This is a genomic window from Streptomyces sp. NPDC002734 (genome assembly GCF_040295685.1).
In the GTDB taxonomy this organism is placed as follows: Bacteria; Actinomycetota; Actinomycetes; order Streptomycetales; family Streptomycetaceae; genus Streptomyces.
In genome coordinates, this window is record NZ_JBEOVU010000002.1 from 327,497 (window position 1) to 343,793 (window position 16,297).

Consider the following 16,297-nt stretch of genomic DNA (forward strand, 5'->3'; position numbering starts at 1 on the left):
AGATCGACCCCCGCCGCCACCGCACGACCCATCGTTCAATACGATCCGGCGATGATCAGAAGAAAACGGTTGGCGGCAGGCGCACTCGCCCTGCTCGCCGCCCTGGCGGCAGGACCGGCGTTCCCCGCGTCGGCCGCGGCCGACGAGACGGACGGACGGCCCGCGCCACAGGTCGAGTTGGTGCTCGACGTCAGCGGCTCCATGCGCGAGCGGGACGTGGACGGCGGCAGCCGGATGGCGGCGGCCAAGCAGGCCTTCAACGAGGTCCTGGACGCGACCCCCGAGGAGGTGCAGCTCGGCATCCGGACGCTCGGCGCGAACTACCCGGGCGACGACCGCAAGGAGGGCTGCAAGGACACCGAACAGCTCTACGCGATCGGCCCGTTGGACCGGGTGGAGGCCAAGACGGCGGTCGCCACGCTGGCGCCCACCGGCTGGACCCCGATCGGCCCCGCGCTGCAGGCGGCGGCCCGCGACTTCCAGGAGGGCGAGGGCACCCGCCGGATCGTCCTGATCACCGACGGCGAGGACACCTGCGCCCCGCTGGACCCGTGCGAGGTGGCCCGCGAGATCGCGGCCCGGGGCATCGGCCTGACCATCGACACCCTGGGTCTGGTCCCCGACGCCAAGACCCGCGACCAGCTGCTCTGCATCGCCGAGGCCACCGGCGGCACCTACACCTCCGTGCAGCACAAGGAGGAACTCGCCGACCGCGTGGGCCAGCTGGTCGAGCGCGCCGCGGACCCGACGGTCACCCCCGTGGCCGTCGAGGGCACCGGCGCCTGCGAGGGCGCGCCGGCGCTGAAGTCCGGCCTGTACACCGACCGCGCGGACTTCGGGAAGGCCCGCTGGTACCGGGTGGACCTGGAGCCCGGGCAGGAACTGCGCGCCGCGGTGAGCGTCGCGGCCGACCGCGAGGTGACCCCCGGATACGGGGTGCTGCTGCGGGCGGTCACCGTCCACGGGCGGGAGATGGTGCGCGGCGAGGCGTCCGGGCACGGGCGCACCGACCTGGTCTCCACGGGCCTGCGGATGCCGAAGGCGGAGAGCGACGAGGACGAGGCGCCCGCCGAGGCGGTCTGCCTCGAGGTGACGCACTCCTTCTCCCCCGCGGCCGGCGTCAAGACGACGCCGGGTCTGCCGGTGGAGCTCACGGTGGACGTGGTGGACGGGCCGTCCGACGCCGACGACGTGGCCGCCTTCGGGCTGGGCCGCGGCTGGTGGCTGCTCGGCGCGCTGGTCCTCACCGGATTCCTGGCCGGCCTCGTCTGGGGCTGGGTCTCGCGCTGGCGGGTCGCCGTCTGGAGGACGAACTGATGCGAGTGCGACGTGCGTTGACCGCAGCACTGCTCCTGGCCGGGCTGGCCGCCGCACCAGCGGCCGCCGATGCCTCCCCCTCCCCCGGCGAGGACGGGACGAGCGCGGGGCCGACCGAGGCGGGCACCTCGTTCCGCAGCGCGACGGAGATCGATCCGGGGGTGAAGGCCACCGCCCAGGGCTCCACCGGTGACTACCTGTACTGGTCGTTCCCCGTGGACGCCACCCAGCGGGCCACCGTCCGCGCCTCCGTGCGGCTGCCGGAGGAGCACGCCGGGGAAACCTGGCAGATCGACGTCTACGACGGCCTGCGGCGGCGGCAGGCCTGCCGCTACGGGGCGCAGACCCGTGCGGTCCCGGCGGGCACCACCTCGGTGGAGCTGGCGTGCGCGCTGCGCACCGTGCGCGGCTGGGCCGAGCCGTGGGCCAACGACCCGCTCCCGGGGACGTACTACGTGCGTCTGTCGGCCGTCGGCCTGCCGGTCTCGGACGTGGGCCGGGCCATTGCGGCCGAGGTGGAGGTCGAGGTGGCGGACGCCGGCGGATCGGCGGCCGTGGACGGTTCGCTGGCGGAGCCGCTGATCCCTGGCGTCTCGATGCGCACGGACGCCGAGGCCGAGGACGACGCGGAGGGCACGGACGAGGAGGGCGGCCTCCTCGACGACGCCGCGCCGGTCCTGGCCGGCACGGATCTGGAGGACGGCTGGTCCTCCGGGTGGTGGACGGACCGCTGGCTCTGGACCGCCGCGGGCGGCATCCTCGCCGCCCTCGCCGGGGTCTGGGGCTACACCCTCACCCGCGGCCGGGGTCGCCCCGGGGCGTGAACCCCGCCGCCCGGCCCGGGCGGCACGTCTCCCGGCCCGGGCGGCACGTCTCCCGGCCCGGGCGGCACGTCTCCCGGCCCGTTGCCGGGGTCCCGCGATCGCAGGACCCCGGCAACGGGCCTCGGCAACGGACCCCGGCGACGGGCTCGCCCCGGTCCCGGGCCGCGGGCCCTGCCACGCGCCCCGCACCGGCCCCCGAGGACGACGACGAAGAGCACCGAGCGCCGGGGCGCCCGACGCGGGCAGAGAACGCCGAACCCCTGGCGCGCGCCCAGCGGCCGTGGCCCGGCCGACGAGCCGCGTGCACGGGGCTCAGCGGGCCAGCAGCTCCTGGATCGCCGCCGCGATCTCGTCGGGCGCCTCTTCGGCCATGAAGTGCCCGGCACGGGTCAGCCGGTGGTCCAGGTCCGGCGCCCACGCCTTCCACACCCCGGCGGCGTCGTAGCCGAGCTGCGCGCCCCAGTCCTGCTGGACGACCGTCACGGGCATCGCCAGCTGCGACCCCGCGTCCAGGTCCGCCTGGTCGTGCTCGACGTCGATGCCCGCCGAGGCCCGGTAGTCCGCCACGATCGACGTCACCGCCGCGGCGCTCGCGCGCAGGTACTCGGCACGCACCTCCTCGGACATGGCGGTCGGGTCGGCGGCCCAGGCGTCGAGGAAGGAGCCGAAGAACGCGTCCGCACTGCCTGCGATCATCGCCTCCGGCAGGCCCGGCGGCTGCGCCATCAGGAAGAGGTGGTAGCCGACCGCCGCCGGGACGCCGTGCAGGACGTTCCACATGTCGAGTGTCGGCACGATGTCGAGGATGCCCAGGTGCGTGACCGTCTCGGGGTGGTCCAACCCCGCCCGGAAGGCGACCAGGGCGCCTCGGTCGTGACCGACGAGGGCGAAGCGCTCGTGACCGAGCGCCGCCGCCAGCGTCACGACGTCGGCGGCCATGGTGCGCTTGGCGTACACGTCGGGGCCGGTGGCCGCGGGCTTGTCGCTGGCGCCGTAGCCCCGCAGGTCAGGACAGATCACCGTGTGCGCGTCGGCGAGCCGCTCGGCGACGTGTCGCCACATCAGGTGGGTCTGGGGAAAGCCGTGCAACAGCACGACCGGGCTGCCGCTGCCACCGACGGCTGCGGCCAGCTCCACACCGTCCGCGCCGGGCAGGCGGACGTGATCGAAACCGGGAACGGTGGGCGTCATGAGGGACCACCCTTTCGGGTCGAGGGCTTGACCGGATCAGCTTGGGCGACGGCGATCAGCAGCCGATCAGTACGGTGGGGCGCAGCCGGCCCCTGGCACGGAGGATGGGGGCATGAGAATCGACGTGCTCGGTGCGGTGCGTGCCCTCCGCGACGACGGCAGCCCGGTCGACCTGGGCGGACCCCGCCACCGTGAGGTACTCGCCCGGCTCGTCGCCGCCGAGGGACGACTGGTCACCACCGACACCCTCGTCGACGACCTGTGGACCGATCCGCCGGCCCGCGCCGTGGGCGCCTTGCGTACGTTCGTCGCCGCGCTGCGCCGCGCCCTGGAACCCGACCGGCCGCCCCGCAGTCCGCCGCGCGTCATCGTCACCGAAGGTCCCGGCTACGCGCTGCGCCTGCCGCGCGAGGACGTGGACGCCCATCGCTTCCAGGACGCGCTGGCCCGGGCCCGCCGCAACCCCGACGCTCCGACCGACCCCGACGCTTCGACCGACCTCGGCGCGGCACTCGCGGCGTGGCGCGGCCCCGCCTACGCCGATGTGGCCGGCTCCGCATGGGCGCGGCACGAGCGGACCCGGCTGGAGGAACTGAGGCTGGAGGGGGTGGAACTGCGCGCCCGCATCCTCCTCGATTCCGGGGAAGGGGCCGATCTCGTCGCCGAACTGGGCGCCCATGTCGCCGAACACCCGTGGCGCGAGCCGGCCTGGGAACTGCTTGCCCGCGCGCTGTACCGCGCGGGCCGCCGGGCCGACGCGCTGGCCGCTCTGCGCCGCGCCCGCGCGATGCTCGTCGGCCAACTCGGACTCGACCCCGGTGCCGGCCTCCAGCGCCTGGAGACGGACATCCTCAACGGCTCGGCTCCCTACGAAGGCGTACGCACGGGGTGGACCGGCAATGGTGTCCGGCTCGGCCCGCGCACCACCGTGGACCTGGCCCGCACGCTCGCGCTGGCGGGCGGCGACGCCCTCGTCCACTCCCGGCGCGACCGCCTCGCCGCCATCCACGCGGCCGAACGCACGGGAGACCTCTTCCTGACCGCCCGGATCATCGGCGCCTACGACGTGCCCGCCCTCTGGAGCCGGGCCGACGACCCCGAGCAGTCCCGAGCCGTCGTGGCGGCTGCCGAGCGTACGCTCACCGGGCTCGGCCAGGACGGCCCCGCGGACCTGCGCGCCCGCCTCCTGGCCACGGTCGCCGTCGAGAGCCGCAGCGCCGATCTGTCCGGACCCGAGCGGGAGCGCGCGCAGCAGGCGGCACGGCAGGCCGAGGAACTGGCACGGGAGCTGGCCGATCCCGCCCTGCTGGCCTTCGCCCTCAACGGAGTGTTCCTGCAGTCCTTCACCCGCCCCGGGCTCGCGGCGGCACGGGACAGGACCGGCGCCGAGATCCTCGACCTCGCCACCCGGCACGAGCTGCCGAACTTCGCCGTACTCGGCCGACTCGTGCGCCTGCAGTCCGCCTCGGCCTTCGGCGACCTCGACTCCGCGACCTCGCACGCCGACGCCGCCGACCAGCTCGCCGCCAGCACCGAAGCGCCCCTCGTCCCCGTCCTCACCGGGTGGTTCCGGGCCCGGGCCACGGCCGCCCACAGCACCGAACCCGGCGGGCCCACCGCCGCCGCGGCCGCGGCGCACTACCGTGCCGCCGAGGACGCCCTCCGCGGGGCCGGCATGCCGGGACTGCACCGCGGCCTGTTCCCGCTCGCCCTGCTGGGGCTGCGCCTGTTGCACGACCGGCCCGCTCCCACCGACCCGCGCCTCGACTGGGGCCCGTACGCGCCCTGGACGCGCCCCCTCGTGCTGCTCGCCCAGGCCCGGGGCGACGAGGCCCGTACCGCCCTGGCCGCGGCGCCCGAACCACCGTGTGACCACATGCAGGAGGCCATGTGGTGCCTGACCGCCCGCGCCGCCGTACGCCTCGGCGAGCACGAAGTGGCGGCACGCTCCGCGGCTGCCCTGCGTGACGCCCGTGCGGAACACGCCGGCGCCGCCGGCGGCATGCTGACCCTGGGCCCGGTGGCGCGGTACCTGGCAGAGGCGGAGGCATGCGCCGGAGCGGGATGAGCAACCGCCCTCCGGCTCTCACCCCGGCCCGCGACAGCCGCGCCTCAGACCCGCACCAGCAGCGCCGCCGCGTCCAGCTCCCCCCGCGCCAGTGCGAGGCACGTCCGGGCGTCCAGGTCCAGGCGCAGGTCCGGCTCCCCCGGCGCCGCTCCGATGCCGTAGACCGGGCCCTCGGCCGAGCCCGCGTGGAGGTGGAACTCCCCCTCCTCCAGGGACACCTGCACCACTCCCCGCACGCCCGCGGCCTCCAGCGCCCGCAGCAGCGGCAGGGCGAACCAGTGGGCGCGCACCGCGTCCGTGGGCCCGCGGTCCCCGAGCTCGCCCGCGCCCCACTGTCCGAGCGCGTGCAGCACACCCGTCAACTCACGCCCACGGGAGGTCAGTTCGTAGACGGAGGCGTTCCCGGGCGGCGCCAGCCGACGCCGGGCGAGGAGCCCGTCGCGCTCCATGTCGCGCAGCCGGGTCGCCAGCATGTCGGTGCTGACGCCCGGCAGGTCGGCGTGCAGGTCGGTGTAACGGCGCGGTCCGGCGAGCAGCTCCCGGACGATCAGCAGGGTCCACCGGTCCCCCACGAGGTCGAGCGCCCGCGCGGCGGAACAGTACTGGTCGTAGCTGCGGCGAGGTGACATGACCGGCAGTCTAGACAACAGGTTGGACTTTCCAAGTGCCCGCTTGGTAAAACCAAGCAACACCACGAACCCGAGGGGCACACGATGGAGTTCCGCCAGTCGAGCAAACTCAGCGAGGTCTGTTACGAGATCCGCGGCCCGGTGATCGAGCACGCCAACGCGCTGGAGGAGGCCGGGCACAGCGTCCTGCGCCTCAACACCGGCAACCCGGCGCTCTTCGGGTTCGAGGCCCCGGAGGAGATCCTCCAGGACATGATCCGGATGCTGCCCCAGGCGCACGGCTACACCGACTCGCGCGGCATCCTCTCCGCGCGCCGCGCCGTGGCCCAGCGCTACCAGGCCCGCGGCGTCGAGGTGGGCGTGGACGACGTGTTCCTCGGCAACGGCGTCTCCGAGCTGGTCTCCATGGCGGTGCAGGCCCTCATGGAGAACGGCGACGAGATCCTCATCCCCGCCCCGGACTTCCCGCTGTGGACCGCCGTCACCACGCTGGCCGGCGGCAAGGCGGTGCACTACCTCTGCGACGAGGGGTCCGACTGGTACCCGGACCTGGCCGACATGGCGTCGAAGATCACCGACCGCACCAGGGCGGTCGTGATCATCAACCCCAACAACCCGACCGGCGCGGTGTATCCGAAGGAGATCCTGGAGGGCATCCTCGACCTCGCCCGCCGGCACGGGCTGATGGTGTTCGCCGACGAGATCTACGACGAGATCCTCTACGACGACGCCGTGCACCACCCGGCCGCCGCCCTCGCGCCCGACCTGGTGGTGCTCACCTTCTGCGGCCTCTCCAAGACCTACCGGGTCGCCGGTTTCCGCAGCGGCTGGCTGGTGGTGTCCGGTCCGCGCGAGCACGCCAAGGACTACCTGGAGGGCCTCACCATGCTGGCCTCCATGCGGCTGTGCGCCAACGCCCCGGCCCAGTACGCCATCCAGGCGGCGCTCGGCGGCCGGCAGTCGATCCGCGAACTCACCGCGCCCGGCGGACGGTTGCACGAGCAGCGCGACACGGCGTGGGAGAAGCTGAACGAGATCCCGGGCGTCTCCTGCGTGAAGCCGAAGGGCGCCCTCTACGCGTTCCCCCGCATCGACCCCGCCGTGCACCCGATCGTCGACGACGAGCGGTTCGTGCTCGACCTGCTGCTGCGGGAGAAGATCCAGGTGGTGCAGGGCACCGGCTTCAACTGGCCCGGCACGGACCACTTCCGTATCCTCACGCTGCCGCATGCCGACGTCCTGGACACCGCCATCAGCCGCATCGGCCGCTTCCTGTCGGGCTACCGCCAGTGATCCCGCGCACGCACGGACGACGGCGGGAAAGGCCCCGGCGCCCGGCCGTGCCGGCCCGCCGATATCGCCGTGCGGACGCGGCGGCCGCTCTGCGATGCTCTGACGATGGCTGACTTCGACGAACTGCTGGCCGAGGGGGCGTCGGTCCCGACGGAGGGCTGGGACTTCTCCTGGTTCCGGGGCCGGGCGAGCGAGGCGCGCCCTACCTGGGGGTACGCCCGGCTGCTCGGGGAGCGCATGGCCGGCGCCCGGGCGGCGCTCGACGTGCAGACCGGCGGCGGGGAGGTCCTGGCCACCGTCCCGCGGGCGCCGGCGCTGCTGGCCGCGACCGAGGCGTGGCCGCCGAACGTGGCGATCGCCCGCCGCACCCTGGCGCCGCTGGGCGGGACGGTGGTGCACGTCGGGGAGAGCGACGGTCTGCCCTTCCGCGACGGGCTCTTCGACCTCGTGGTCAGCCGGCACCCGGTGGTCACCCGCTGGGACGAGGTGCACCGGGTCCTGCGGCCCGGCGGGACGTACCTGTCGCAGCAGGTCGGGTCCGGGACGGTGCGCGAGCTCGCCGAGTTCATGCGGGAGGGGCGCGACGACGGGCCCACCAGCCCCGCGGGGGCGAAGGCGGACCCCCTGGCCACCCGCTCCGGGAGCACGCCGCACGCCGCGACGGCCGCGGCGGAGGCGGCGGGCCTGGAGGTGGTCGACCTGCGCCAGGAGGCGCTGCGGATGGAGTTCCACGACGTCGCCGCGGTGGTGCACTTCCTGCGCAAGGTGATCTGGACCGTCCCCGGCTTCACCGTCGAGGAGTACCGCGACCGGCTGGCCGTGCTGCACGACTTCATGGAGCGTCACGGTCCCTTCGTGGCCCACTCCCAGCGGTACCTGATCGAGGCGCGGAGGCCCTGACCATGGCGGCGAGCACTGCGGGAGGCGGCCCGAGCACTAGGGGAGGCGGCCCGACGGCCGCGCAGCGGCGGGTGATCGACGCGGCGGACCCCGCGACGGGCAGGCTGAGGGGCGCCTCCGCCCAGCTGACCGCGCTGGTCCGCCTGGGGCTGGCGTTCCGGCACCCCCGGCCGCCGCACGACTGCTACCTCACCCCGGCGGGCCGTCGGCTGCGCGATCGGCCGGAGACCGTGTCCGCGCCCCCGCCCGGGCCGGACGCGGCGGCGCAGGGCGACGCCGTGCGGGCGGCCCCGGCCGAACCGTCCCGTGCCGGCGTGTTCGCCGCCCGGCTCGGCGGGGAGAGCGACGCGCCGGCCCGCACGGCGGAGGTGCGGGGGGCGTGGCAGGGGCTGGTGGAGCTGCGGCGGATGACCAACCCCGACGGCTCGGTGGACCGCCCGTGCGGCTGGGAGCGCTCGCACCTGCCGCAGGCGGCGGCCATCGCCCTGGAGGCCGCCGGCTGCCGCCCGGCGGGGCCGGGCGCCGAGGGCTACCGCGTGGAGCCGTCCGCCCAGCCCGAGGCGGTGGAGGTGCGGACCGCCGACCCCGCCCTGCTCAGTGCCTGCGAGGAGGCGCTGAACGCCTCGGGGTGGCACGCGGGCGCCTACAGCGAGCCCCGCACCGGTGTCCGCTACCTCGTGGCCTCCCCCCGGCGCAGGTGACTCCGCACGCCGCCCGCCTCCGCACCCGCGACTCCCGCAGCCCACGGGTCACGGGCCGCGGGACGGGAGGCCGCCCGGGGGAAAACCGCGTGGAGCCGCCCCGCCCCGCCGGTTAGGGTCGCCGGATGAGCACACGCACGTTCCGCATCACCGTCCGCGGCGTCTTCGACGGCCTCGACGCCGGGCAGCGGTCGGAGCTCCTGGCCCACGCCGCGGAGCACGACATGCTGCGGGCCGCCTTCACCCCCGAGGGGCACCTCAGCTACGACGTGGCCTCCCGGCCGGCCTTCACCTTCCGCTTCCAGGACACCGGGGAGGCGGAGGAGGACATCCTGGAGGCCACCGAACGCGCCGAGCGGACGGCCCGGGCGTGGCTGGAGGAGCGGGGTTACGGCTACAAGCACCTGCGCTCACAGGCCGAGGACCTCTCCCAGGCGCCCCTGGGCAAGCGGCAGCGGCAGCAGGCCGCCCGCAAGCAGACCTGAGCCACCCCGCCCCGCACTTCTGCACGCCCCGTACGCCCCGCGAGCCGCGCCCCCGTCTCAGCGACCCTCGCCGCCGGTGAGCCACTCGGCCAGGACCGCCGTATGGCTGATCGCCGGGTCGCGGGTGGCCGTCAGCAGCGCCACCGGGCCCTGGTCGGCGAAGGCCCGCAGCCGGTCCGCGGCCTCGCGGTGCGCGTCGTCGGCGAGCTCGGCGAGGTAGCGGTCGCGGAACTCCTCGTACCGCTCGGGGTCGTGCCCGTACCAGCGGCGCAGCTCGTTGGTGGGCGCGACCTCGCGCAGCCACGCGTCGAGGTGCGCCGCGTCCTTGCTGATCCCGCGCGGCCAGAGACGGTCGACGAGGACGCGCGCTCCCTCGTCGTCGGGGGAACTGTCGTAGATCCGGTGCTGGGTGATCTGCCTGTCCATGCCTCCACTCTGGCGTCCCCGACCCGCTCCGCCACTCGAAAACTCCGGTGCGCCCGCACGAGGGCCGCTGGGATCATCGCTGCATGCACACCGCCTTCGAACAGTTGGTCGTCCGCCGCACCTTCCGCCTGCCGGCTCCTGTGGGCCGGCCGGGTGACGGCGCCTCACTCGCCCGTCGGTTCGACGCGGCGTTGCTGTCGGTGGGCTTCACCCTCTCCGGCGACCTGCTGAGGCACCTCTCCGGGCTGGCCCCGGAGTTCGTCGAGCCGGTGGCGCGGCGCACCCTGGCGACGGTCCGGGAGCTGGTGGGCGACCACGTGCGGCACAACGTGTACTTCAAGGACTTCCCGGCCGGCGTGCCGGACACCGAGGAGTTCTGGCACCGCTGCGTGACCGAGGCGCTTGCCGACGAGGTGGCCCGGCCCGGCGTGCTCGAGCAGCTGAGCGACGGTGTGCTGAATCTGCTCACCCTGCCTTCCTACGGCTCCTACGGGCACCGCTACGAGGAGATGCTCGCCGCGCACGACGAGCTGATCGCCGCGGCCGGCGACCGCGTCACCGTTCTCCACCTCGGTGGCCCGCAGGAGGACGAACTCACCGCGCTGTACCTGTCGCTGGCCGGCTCCCCCGTCCCCCTCGGCGAGGACGGGCTGGAGGACCTGCGGCTGCTCGCCGGGCACTGCGCGCGCGGCCCGCAGCCGGAGACGATCCCGCTGCGCGAGAACCGGGCGGTGATCAACGCGGTACGGGCCGTCGCCGGGCAGGAACTCCTGCTCGACACCGTGACGGACGTGCTGCGGCTGGCCTGCGCCCTCTCCGGCGCGTCGGTCACCCTGGAGGAGCCGGTCCGGTTCCGTTCCCTGCGGCGGCCGTTGCGCAGGGCCCTGCTCGCGGGGCTGGACGGCGTGGTCGCGGACTCCCCCGCGAAGCTGGCCGACGTGCACCGGCACCGTGAGCGGTGGAAGCGGCTCGGCGAACGGCTCCACCCGCACGAGCACCCGCGGTGGCCGCACGCCGCGAAGGTGTTCGCGGTGGCCCGCGGCGAGCTGGAGGCGCCCACCTTCGAGAGCCGTGTCGAGAGACTGCTGGCCGAGGGCGACATCGTGGGGGCGACGGGTCTGCTGGCCTCCGCGCCGGGTCGGCTGTACCGGGCGCTGGACCGCCTGGTGCTGGCCGCCGGCGACGAGGCGCAGCGGGAGGCGGTGCTGGACGCCGCCGCACGGGTGGCGCCGGAGGTGTCGGGACGGGTCCTGCTCTCGATGCGCGAGCACCTGGAGAACCGGGCCGGCCGCTTCGGCGGGCAGCGGCTCTTCCTCAACCGTTCGGGACGCGCCTGGGCGACGGCAGACACCCGGCCCGGCATGCCGCGCAAGGTCCGGGAGCGGCTCGCCGCGCTGGCCGACACGGAGTTGCGGCGGCGTCTTCCGGTCACCGGCACGGTGGTCGTGGACCCGGCGATGCTCGACGTGGCGCTGCCGCTGAGCGGGAAGAACGTCCCCTCGGACCTGGGCGTGCTGCCGCGTGGCTCGACGTCGGAGGTCGAGGGCGAGCTGCTGCGGTTCTTCATGTACTGGAGGCAGACGGAGCGCACCACCGACCACGACCTGTCCGCGCTCCTGCTGGACGAGAACTACCGGACGCTGGGATGGCTCGACTGGACCGCCCTCACCGCGGTCGGCGGCGCCCACTCGGGCGACATCACCGACGCGCCCGAGGGCGCCTCGGAGTTCATCGACCTGCGGCTCGCCGCCGTCGAGGCGGCGTTCGTCGTGCCGATGGTCCACGTCTACAGCGGGGAGAACTTCGAGCAGGTGGCGGAGTCCTTCTTCGGGTTCATGCTGCGCGACGCCGAACAGGCCGGGGCGCCCTTCGAGCCCCGCACCGTCCGGATGAAGTCGGAACTGCGCGGTCCTGGCCGGGTGGCGCTGCCCCTGGTCTTCGCCCGTGACGAGCACGGCGGCTGGCACGCCAGGTGGATGCACGTCCACCTCAGGGGCAGCCCCGAATCCAACCGGGCGGCCGGCCACCGGGTCTCGACGGGCATGCTGGTGCGGGGCGCGGTCGAGCGCAGGCCGCTCACCGTGCGGTACCTGACCGGGCTGCTCGCGGACAACGGAGTGCGGGTGATCGTGGGCGACGAGGAGAGGGCGCCGGACGGCCCGGTCACCTTCGTCGGGCCGGCGCGGCCGGAGGGACTGGGCGCCGAAGCGCGGGTGATCACTCCGGGAAATCTCCGCGACCTGGTGCCGGAGTGACTGTTAGGGTGCGGAACGCGGCGAGGCCATGACGGGGCTTCCTTCTCAACTCCTCTGATATCAGCCCTGTCGCTTTCCTCGCCGCTTCTTCGCGCCCTCAGGCCGGCACGGCGTGCTCCGCGTCGTAGGCGACGCGGGAGCGGTGGATGGTGGTGCGGTGGCGCTCCGCCCAGTCGGTCAGCCGGAGCAGCGTCTCGTACAGCTCCCGGGCGACGGGGGTGATCTCGTACTCCACCCGGGGCGGGACCGTCGGGAACACGGTGCGGGTGACCAGTCCGTCGCGCTCCAGGTTGCGCAGCGTGAGAGTGAGCATGCGGCGGCTGATGCCGGTGACCGCCCGCTCCAACTCCGTGAACCTGATCGGGCCTTGGGCCGCCGCGACCAGGATGCCGACGCTCCACTTCCCCGACACCCGGTCCAGCACCTCCTGGACCGGACAGGCCTCCGCGGTCACTGCCTGGGAGGTAACACCGGTGTTCCGCTGGGACATGAAAGTGCCTCCTTACGCCGGAGCTCCATGGTCACCCACGATGTACTCCGTTACAAGTCGTGCACCATGGGACACGCAGGGGGATCCGCCGTCATGTCAGTGCTCGAGCCTTCACCGCGGAAGGACGCCAACTCCGTCCCAAAACCGTCCCGTTCACGGTCGCTGCTCATCCTCTGCGCGGGCGCGCTGATGACCATCCTGGACGGCAACATCGTCACGGTGGCGATGCCCGCGGTCCAGCGTGACCTCGGGTTCTCCGCGGCGGGGCTGGCGTGGGTGGTGAACGCCTACCTGATCCCGTTCGGCGGGCTGTTGCTGCTGGCCGGTCGGCTGGGCGATCTGCTGGGCCGCAAGCGGATGTTCACCTCCGGGCTCGCCCTCTTCACCCTGGCGTCGGTGCTGTGCGGAGTGGCCGGCGACCAGGGGACGCTGGTCGCCGCCCGCGCCCTCCAAGGCGTCGGCGGGGCCGCGACCATGGCGGTGGTGCTCGGCATGATCGTCGCCCTCTACCCGCAGCCGCGCGAACAGGCCCGCGCCATCGCGGTGTTCAGCGCCGTGGGCGCCACCGGGGCGGCGCTGGGCACCTTCCTGGGCGGGGCGCTCACCCAGGCGGCGGGATGGCACTGGATCTTCCTGATCAACCTGCCGATCGGGGTCGTCGCCTGGTTCGCGGCGGTGCGGGTGCTGCCCGCCGACCAGGGCGCGGGGCCGGGCCGTTCGGCCGACTGGTGGGGGGCGCTGCTGGTCACCGGGGCTCTGATGACGACCGTCTGGACCATCATCGGCTCCGCCGGGCGCTCCGCCGGGGCGACGCTCGCCCTGGCCGGTCTCTCGGCGGCGCTGTTCGCCGGCTTCGCCGTCCGTCAGGGCCGGGCGGCGCACCCCCTGCTGCGGCTGGGCATCCTCCGCTCCCGCACCCTGGCCGGCGCCAACGGCACCCAGGTGCTGATGCTGGGGACCATGTACGGCTTCCAGTACATCGGCACCCTCTACCTGCAACGGGTGCTGGGCCAGGACGAGCTGGCCACCTCGCTCGCCTTCCTGCCCGCCCCGCTGCTGATCGGCGCGATCACGCTGGGCCTGGCCGCCCGGCTGGTGGGCCGTTTCGGGCCGTACCGCGTGCTGCTGGCGGGGCTCGTCCTGGCCACCGCAGGCATGGGGCTGCTGGCCGCGGCACGGGCCGACGGTTCGTACACCGCCGACGTGCTGGCGCCCCTGTTGCTGCTGTCGGCCGGGTTCGCCGTGGCCATGCCGGCGCTCACGGGGCTGGCCATGTCCGGGGTGGCGGAGCGGGACGCCGGGCTGGCCTCCGGTCTGTTCAACACCACGCAGGTGGTGGGCGGTTCGCTGGGGCTGGCGGTGCTCACCACGCTGGCGGCGGGCCGGACCGGGGAGCTGCTCGAGAAGGGCTCCCCCCTGGTGGCGGCGACCGCGGACGGCTACCGCCTGGCCTTCCTGGTGGCCGCCGTCCTGGGAGCCGCGGCCCTCGCCCTGGCCGCGGCGACCCTGCGCCCGGGGCGGGAGACGCGCCGACCGGGCGGGGGCCTTCCCCCGCGCTTCCCTTCCGCGGCCCACGACGGCCCCGGCGTCCGGTGACACCGGCCCCGCGCCCCGCCCCGGCGTCACCCGGACGCCGGGGCGGGGGAAAATCGCTGTCGCGCGCCCGTCCGCCGCTGGGAGGCTCGGCGCATGAGCCGGCGACGCGTGAAACCCAGCCTGTACATCTCCGTGGACATCGAGGCGGACGGCCCGGTCCCCGGCCCGTACTCGATGATCAGTTTCGGCGCCGCCGTCGCCGGGCGGCAGGACGCCGAAGGCTTCACCCCCACGGACCCCGAGGAGCACACCTTCTACCGCGAACTGCGGCCGATCTCTGCCGAGTTCGATCCCCAGGCGCTGGCGGTCAGCGGCCTCGACCGGGACCGGCTGTGCCGCGAGGGGGCGGACCCGGCGGTCGCCCTCACCGAGTTCACGGCCTGGGTGGGCGAGGTGTCCACGGGCGCGCAGCCGGTGGTCTGCGGCTACCCGGTCGCGTTCGACTGGATGTTCCTGTACTGGTACCTGATCCGCTTCACCGGCGGCAGCCCGTTCGGCCACTCCGGCTGCATGGACATGAAGACCCTGTACGCGGCCAAGGCCGGCCTGCCCCTGCGGGCGGTCGCCAAGGGGACGATGCCCCGGCACCTGCTGTCGCGGCGCCGGCACACCCATCACGCGCTGGACGACGCCGTGGAGCAGGCCGAACTCTTCGCCAACCTCATGCGTTGGGAGGGCCCGGACACCTGACCGGCCGGCCGCCGGTCACTCCTCGCCCGCGGTGACGCGGGCCAGCCGGCGGGCCTCGTCGCGGGTGGTGCGGGCCACGGCGTCCTCGTCGACGGTGAGCAGCCGCCCGTTCTCCACCACCGGGACGCCGCCCACCAGGGACAGCGTCACCGGCGCGGCCGCGCCCAGCACCAGGGCGGCCACCGGGTCGGCGATCGAGGCGTGGGCCAGGGTGTCCATCCTCCACAGCACCAGGTCGGCGAGCTTGCCCGGCTCGAGGGAGCCGATCTCCGCGTCCCGCCCCAGGACCCGGGCGCCGCCGTGGGTGCCCAGCCGCAGCGCCTGACGCGCGGTGAGGGCGGCCTCCCGGTGCGGGCCCAGGCGGTTGACCAGGAGGGCGTTGCGCAGTTCGGTGTGCAGTTCGCCGGACTCGTTGGAGGCGGTGCCGTCGACGCCGAGCCCGACCGGGATCCCGGCGGCGAGCATGTCGGGTACGCGGGCGATCCCGGCCGCCAGGCGGGCGTTGGAGGACGGGCAGTGGGCCACGCCGGTCCCGGTGCGGGCGAACGCGGCGATGTCGGCGTCGTTCATGTGCACGCAGTGCGCCATCCACACGTCCTCGCCGAGCCAGCCGGTGGACTCGAAGTAGTCGGTCGGTCCCATGCCGAACAGCTCGTGGCAGAACTTCTCCTCCTCCACCGTCTCCGACCCGTGGGTGTGCAGCCGGACCCCGAGCCGGCGTGCCAACTCGGCGCCCTGACGCATGAGTTCGGTGGACACCGAGAAGGGCGAGCAGGGCGCGACGGCGACCTGGGTCATCGACCCGAACGAGGCGTCGTGGTGCTGGGCGACCGTCCGCTCGGTGGCGGCCAGCGCCCCGTCCAGGCTCTCCACCGCGAAGTCCGGCGGGAGTCCGCCGTCGGACTCGCCGCGGTCCATGGAGCCCCGGGCGAGGGTGAAGCGCACCCCGGTCTCCCGCGCGGCGCGGATGACGGCCCCGGCGAGGTCGCCGGTGCCGCGGGGGAAGACGTAGTGGTGGTCCATGGCGGTGGTGACGCCGCCGCGCGCCATCATGGCCAGCGAGCCCTGGGCGGCCGCGTGCACCATCGGCTCGTCGATCCGCGCCCAGGTGGGGTAGAGGGCGACCAGCCAGTCGAAGAGGTTGTGGTCGGTGGCCAGGCCGCGGGTGAGCCACTGGTAGAAGTGGTGGTGGGTGTTGACCAGCCCGGGGGTGACCAGGTGACCGGTGCCGTCGATCCGCCGCACCACGTTCTCCAGCCCCTCGGGGGCCTTCCCCTCCCCCACCGACTCGATCACCTGGCCGGCGACCACCACGTGACCCTCGGCGTACTCGGTGTCCTGGGCGTCGACGGTCGCGACGGCGCAGTTCTCGATGACGGTGCGGGCGGGGTGTCCGGCTGTGGCTGCCATGGTGGTTCTCCGGTCGGGCTGC

The 16,297-nt window shown here is 74.4% G+C and carries 15 protein-coding genes; 10 read left to right on the forward strand and 5 right to left on the reverse strand.

Annotated elements, in window-relative coordinates:
• The first annotated feature begins 51 nt into the window (after positions 1–51).
• Both ABT026_RS03135 and ABT026_RS03140 read left to right on the forward strand, forming a co-directional pair.
• The gene (locus tag ABT026_RS03135; RefSeq protein WP_351111554.1) at positions 52–1,317 is read left to right on the forward strand and encodes a VWA domain-containing protein; all 1,266 of its coding nucleotides are present in this window, start codon (positions 52–54) and stop codon (positions 1,315–1,317) included.
• Positions 1,317–2,141, forward strand: coding sequence for a hypothetical protein (locus tag ABT026_RS03140; RefSeq protein WP_351111556.1), 825 nt, complete (start codon positions 1,317–1,319; stop codon positions 2,139–2,141). Before ABT026_RS03135 ends, ABT026_RS03140 begins: the two co-directional genes overlap by 1 nt.
• A 312-nt stretch (positions 2,142–2,453) precedes the next feature.
• Here ABT026_RS03140 and ABT026_RS03145 read toward each other — a convergent pair whose 3' ends face one another.
• On the reverse strand, positions 2,454–3,332 hold the full coding sequence (locus tag ABT026_RS03145) for an alpha/beta fold hydrolase (RefSeq protein ID WP_351111558.1): 879 nt from the start codon (positions 3,330–3,332) through the stop codon (positions 2,454–2,456).
• Between the two features lie 112 nt (positions 3,333–3,444).
• Between ABT026_RS03145 and ABT026_RS03150 the strand changes: the two genes are divergently transcribed.
• A complete protein-coding gene (locus ABT026_RS03150; RefSeq protein WP_351111560.1) occupies positions 3,445–5,400 on the forward strand; it encodes an AfsR/SARP family transcriptional regulator in 1,956 nt (651 codons plus the stop codon).
• Positions 5,401–5,444: 44 nt separating this feature from the next.
• On the opposite strand, the gene ABT026_RS03155 is transcribed toward ABT026_RS03150, so the two are convergent.
• Positions 5,445–6,029 carry a winged helix-turn-helix transcriptional regulator gene (locus tag ABT026_RS03155; RefSeq protein ID WP_351111561.1) on the reverse strand — a complete coding sequence of 195 codons (585 nt, stop codon included), beginning with the start codon at positions 6,027–6,029 and terminating at the stop codon, positions 5,445–5,447.
• Between the two features lie 84 nt (positions 6,030–6,113).
• On the opposite strand from ABT026_RS03155, the gene ABT026_RS03160 reads away from it, so the two are divergent.
• The 4 genes from ABT026_RS03160 (at position 6,114) to ABT026_RS03175 (ending at position 9,408) form a co-directional block, all read left to right on the forward strand.
• A complete protein-coding gene (locus tag ABT026_RS03160) occupies positions 6,114–7,322 on the forward strand; it encodes a pyridoxal phosphate-dependent aminotransferase (RefSeq protein WP_351111563.1) in 1,209 nt (402 codons plus the stop codon).
• A gap of 105 nt (positions 7,323–7,427) precedes the next feature.
• A complete protein-coding gene (locus ABT026_RS03165) occupies positions 7,428–8,222 on the forward strand; it encodes a class I SAM-dependent methyltransferase (protein WP_351111565.1) in 795 nt (264 codons plus the stop codon).
• A 2-nt stretch (positions 8,223–8,224) separates the two neighbouring features.
• Positions 8,225–8,923 carry a hypothetical protein gene (locus tag ABT026_RS03170; RefSeq protein WP_351111567.1) on the forward strand — a complete coding sequence of 233 codons (699 nt, stop codon included), beginning with the start codon at positions 8,225–8,227 and terminating at the stop codon, positions 8,921–8,923.
• Between the two features lie 125 nt (positions 8,924–9,048).
• On the forward strand, positions 9,049–9,408 hold the full coding sequence (locus ABT026_RS03175) for a DUF6204 family protein (RefSeq protein WP_351111569.1): 360 nt from the start codon (positions 9,049–9,051) through the stop codon (positions 9,406–9,408).
• A 57-nt stretch (positions 9,409–9,465) separates the two neighbouring features.
• Here the strand turns inward: ABT026_RS03175 and ABT026_RS03180 are convergent, their stop codons facing one another.
• Positions 9,466–9,834: a DUF488 domain-containing protein gene (locus ABT026_RS03180; protein ID WP_351111571.1), complete on the reverse strand. Its 369-nt coding sequence runs from the start codon at positions 9,832–9,834 to the stop codon at positions 9,466–9,468.
• 83 nt (positions 9,835–9,917) lie between these two features.
• Here ABT026_RS03180 and ABT026_RS03185 point away from each other — a divergent pair, with 83 nt between their 5' ends.
• A complete protein-coding gene (locus ABT026_RS03185) occupies positions 9,918–12,089 on the forward strand; it encodes a hypothetical protein (protein ID WP_351111572.1) in 2,172 nt (723 codons plus the stop codon).
• 97 nt (positions 12,090–12,186) lie between these two features.
• Here ABT026_RS03185 and ABT026_RS03190 read toward each other — a convergent pair whose 3' ends face one another.
• Positions 12,187–12,579 (reverse strand): winged helix-turn-helix transcriptional regulator, encoded by a 393-nt coding sequence (locus ABT026_RS03190; protein WP_351111573.1) that lies wholly within the window; start codon positions 12,577–12,579, stop codon positions 12,187–12,189.
• 93 nt (positions 12,580–12,672) lie between these two features.
• Here ABT026_RS03190 and ABT026_RS03195 point away from each other — a divergent pair, with 93 nt between their 5' ends.
• Positions 12,673–14,175, forward strand: a complete 1,503-nt coding sequence (locus ABT026_RS03195) for an MFS transporter (protein WP_351111574.1) — start codon at positions 12,673–12,675, stop codon at positions 14,173–14,175.
• 93 nt (positions 14,176–14,268) lie between these two features.
• A complete protein-coding gene (locus ABT026_RS03200) occupies positions 14,269–14,865 on the forward strand; it encodes a 3'-5' exonuclease (RefSeq protein ID WP_351111576.1) in 597 nt (198 codons plus the stop codon).
• 15 nt (positions 14,866–14,880) lie between these two features.
• Here the strand turns inward: ABT026_RS03200 and ABT026_RS03205 are convergent, their stop codons facing one another.
• Positions 14,881–16,275: an 8-oxoguanine deaminase gene (locus ABT026_RS03205; RefSeq protein WP_351111578.1), complete on the reverse strand. Its 1,395-nt coding sequence runs from the start codon at positions 16,273–16,275 to the stop codon at positions 14,881–14,883.
• Positions 16,276–16,297: the final 22 nt, after the last annotated feature.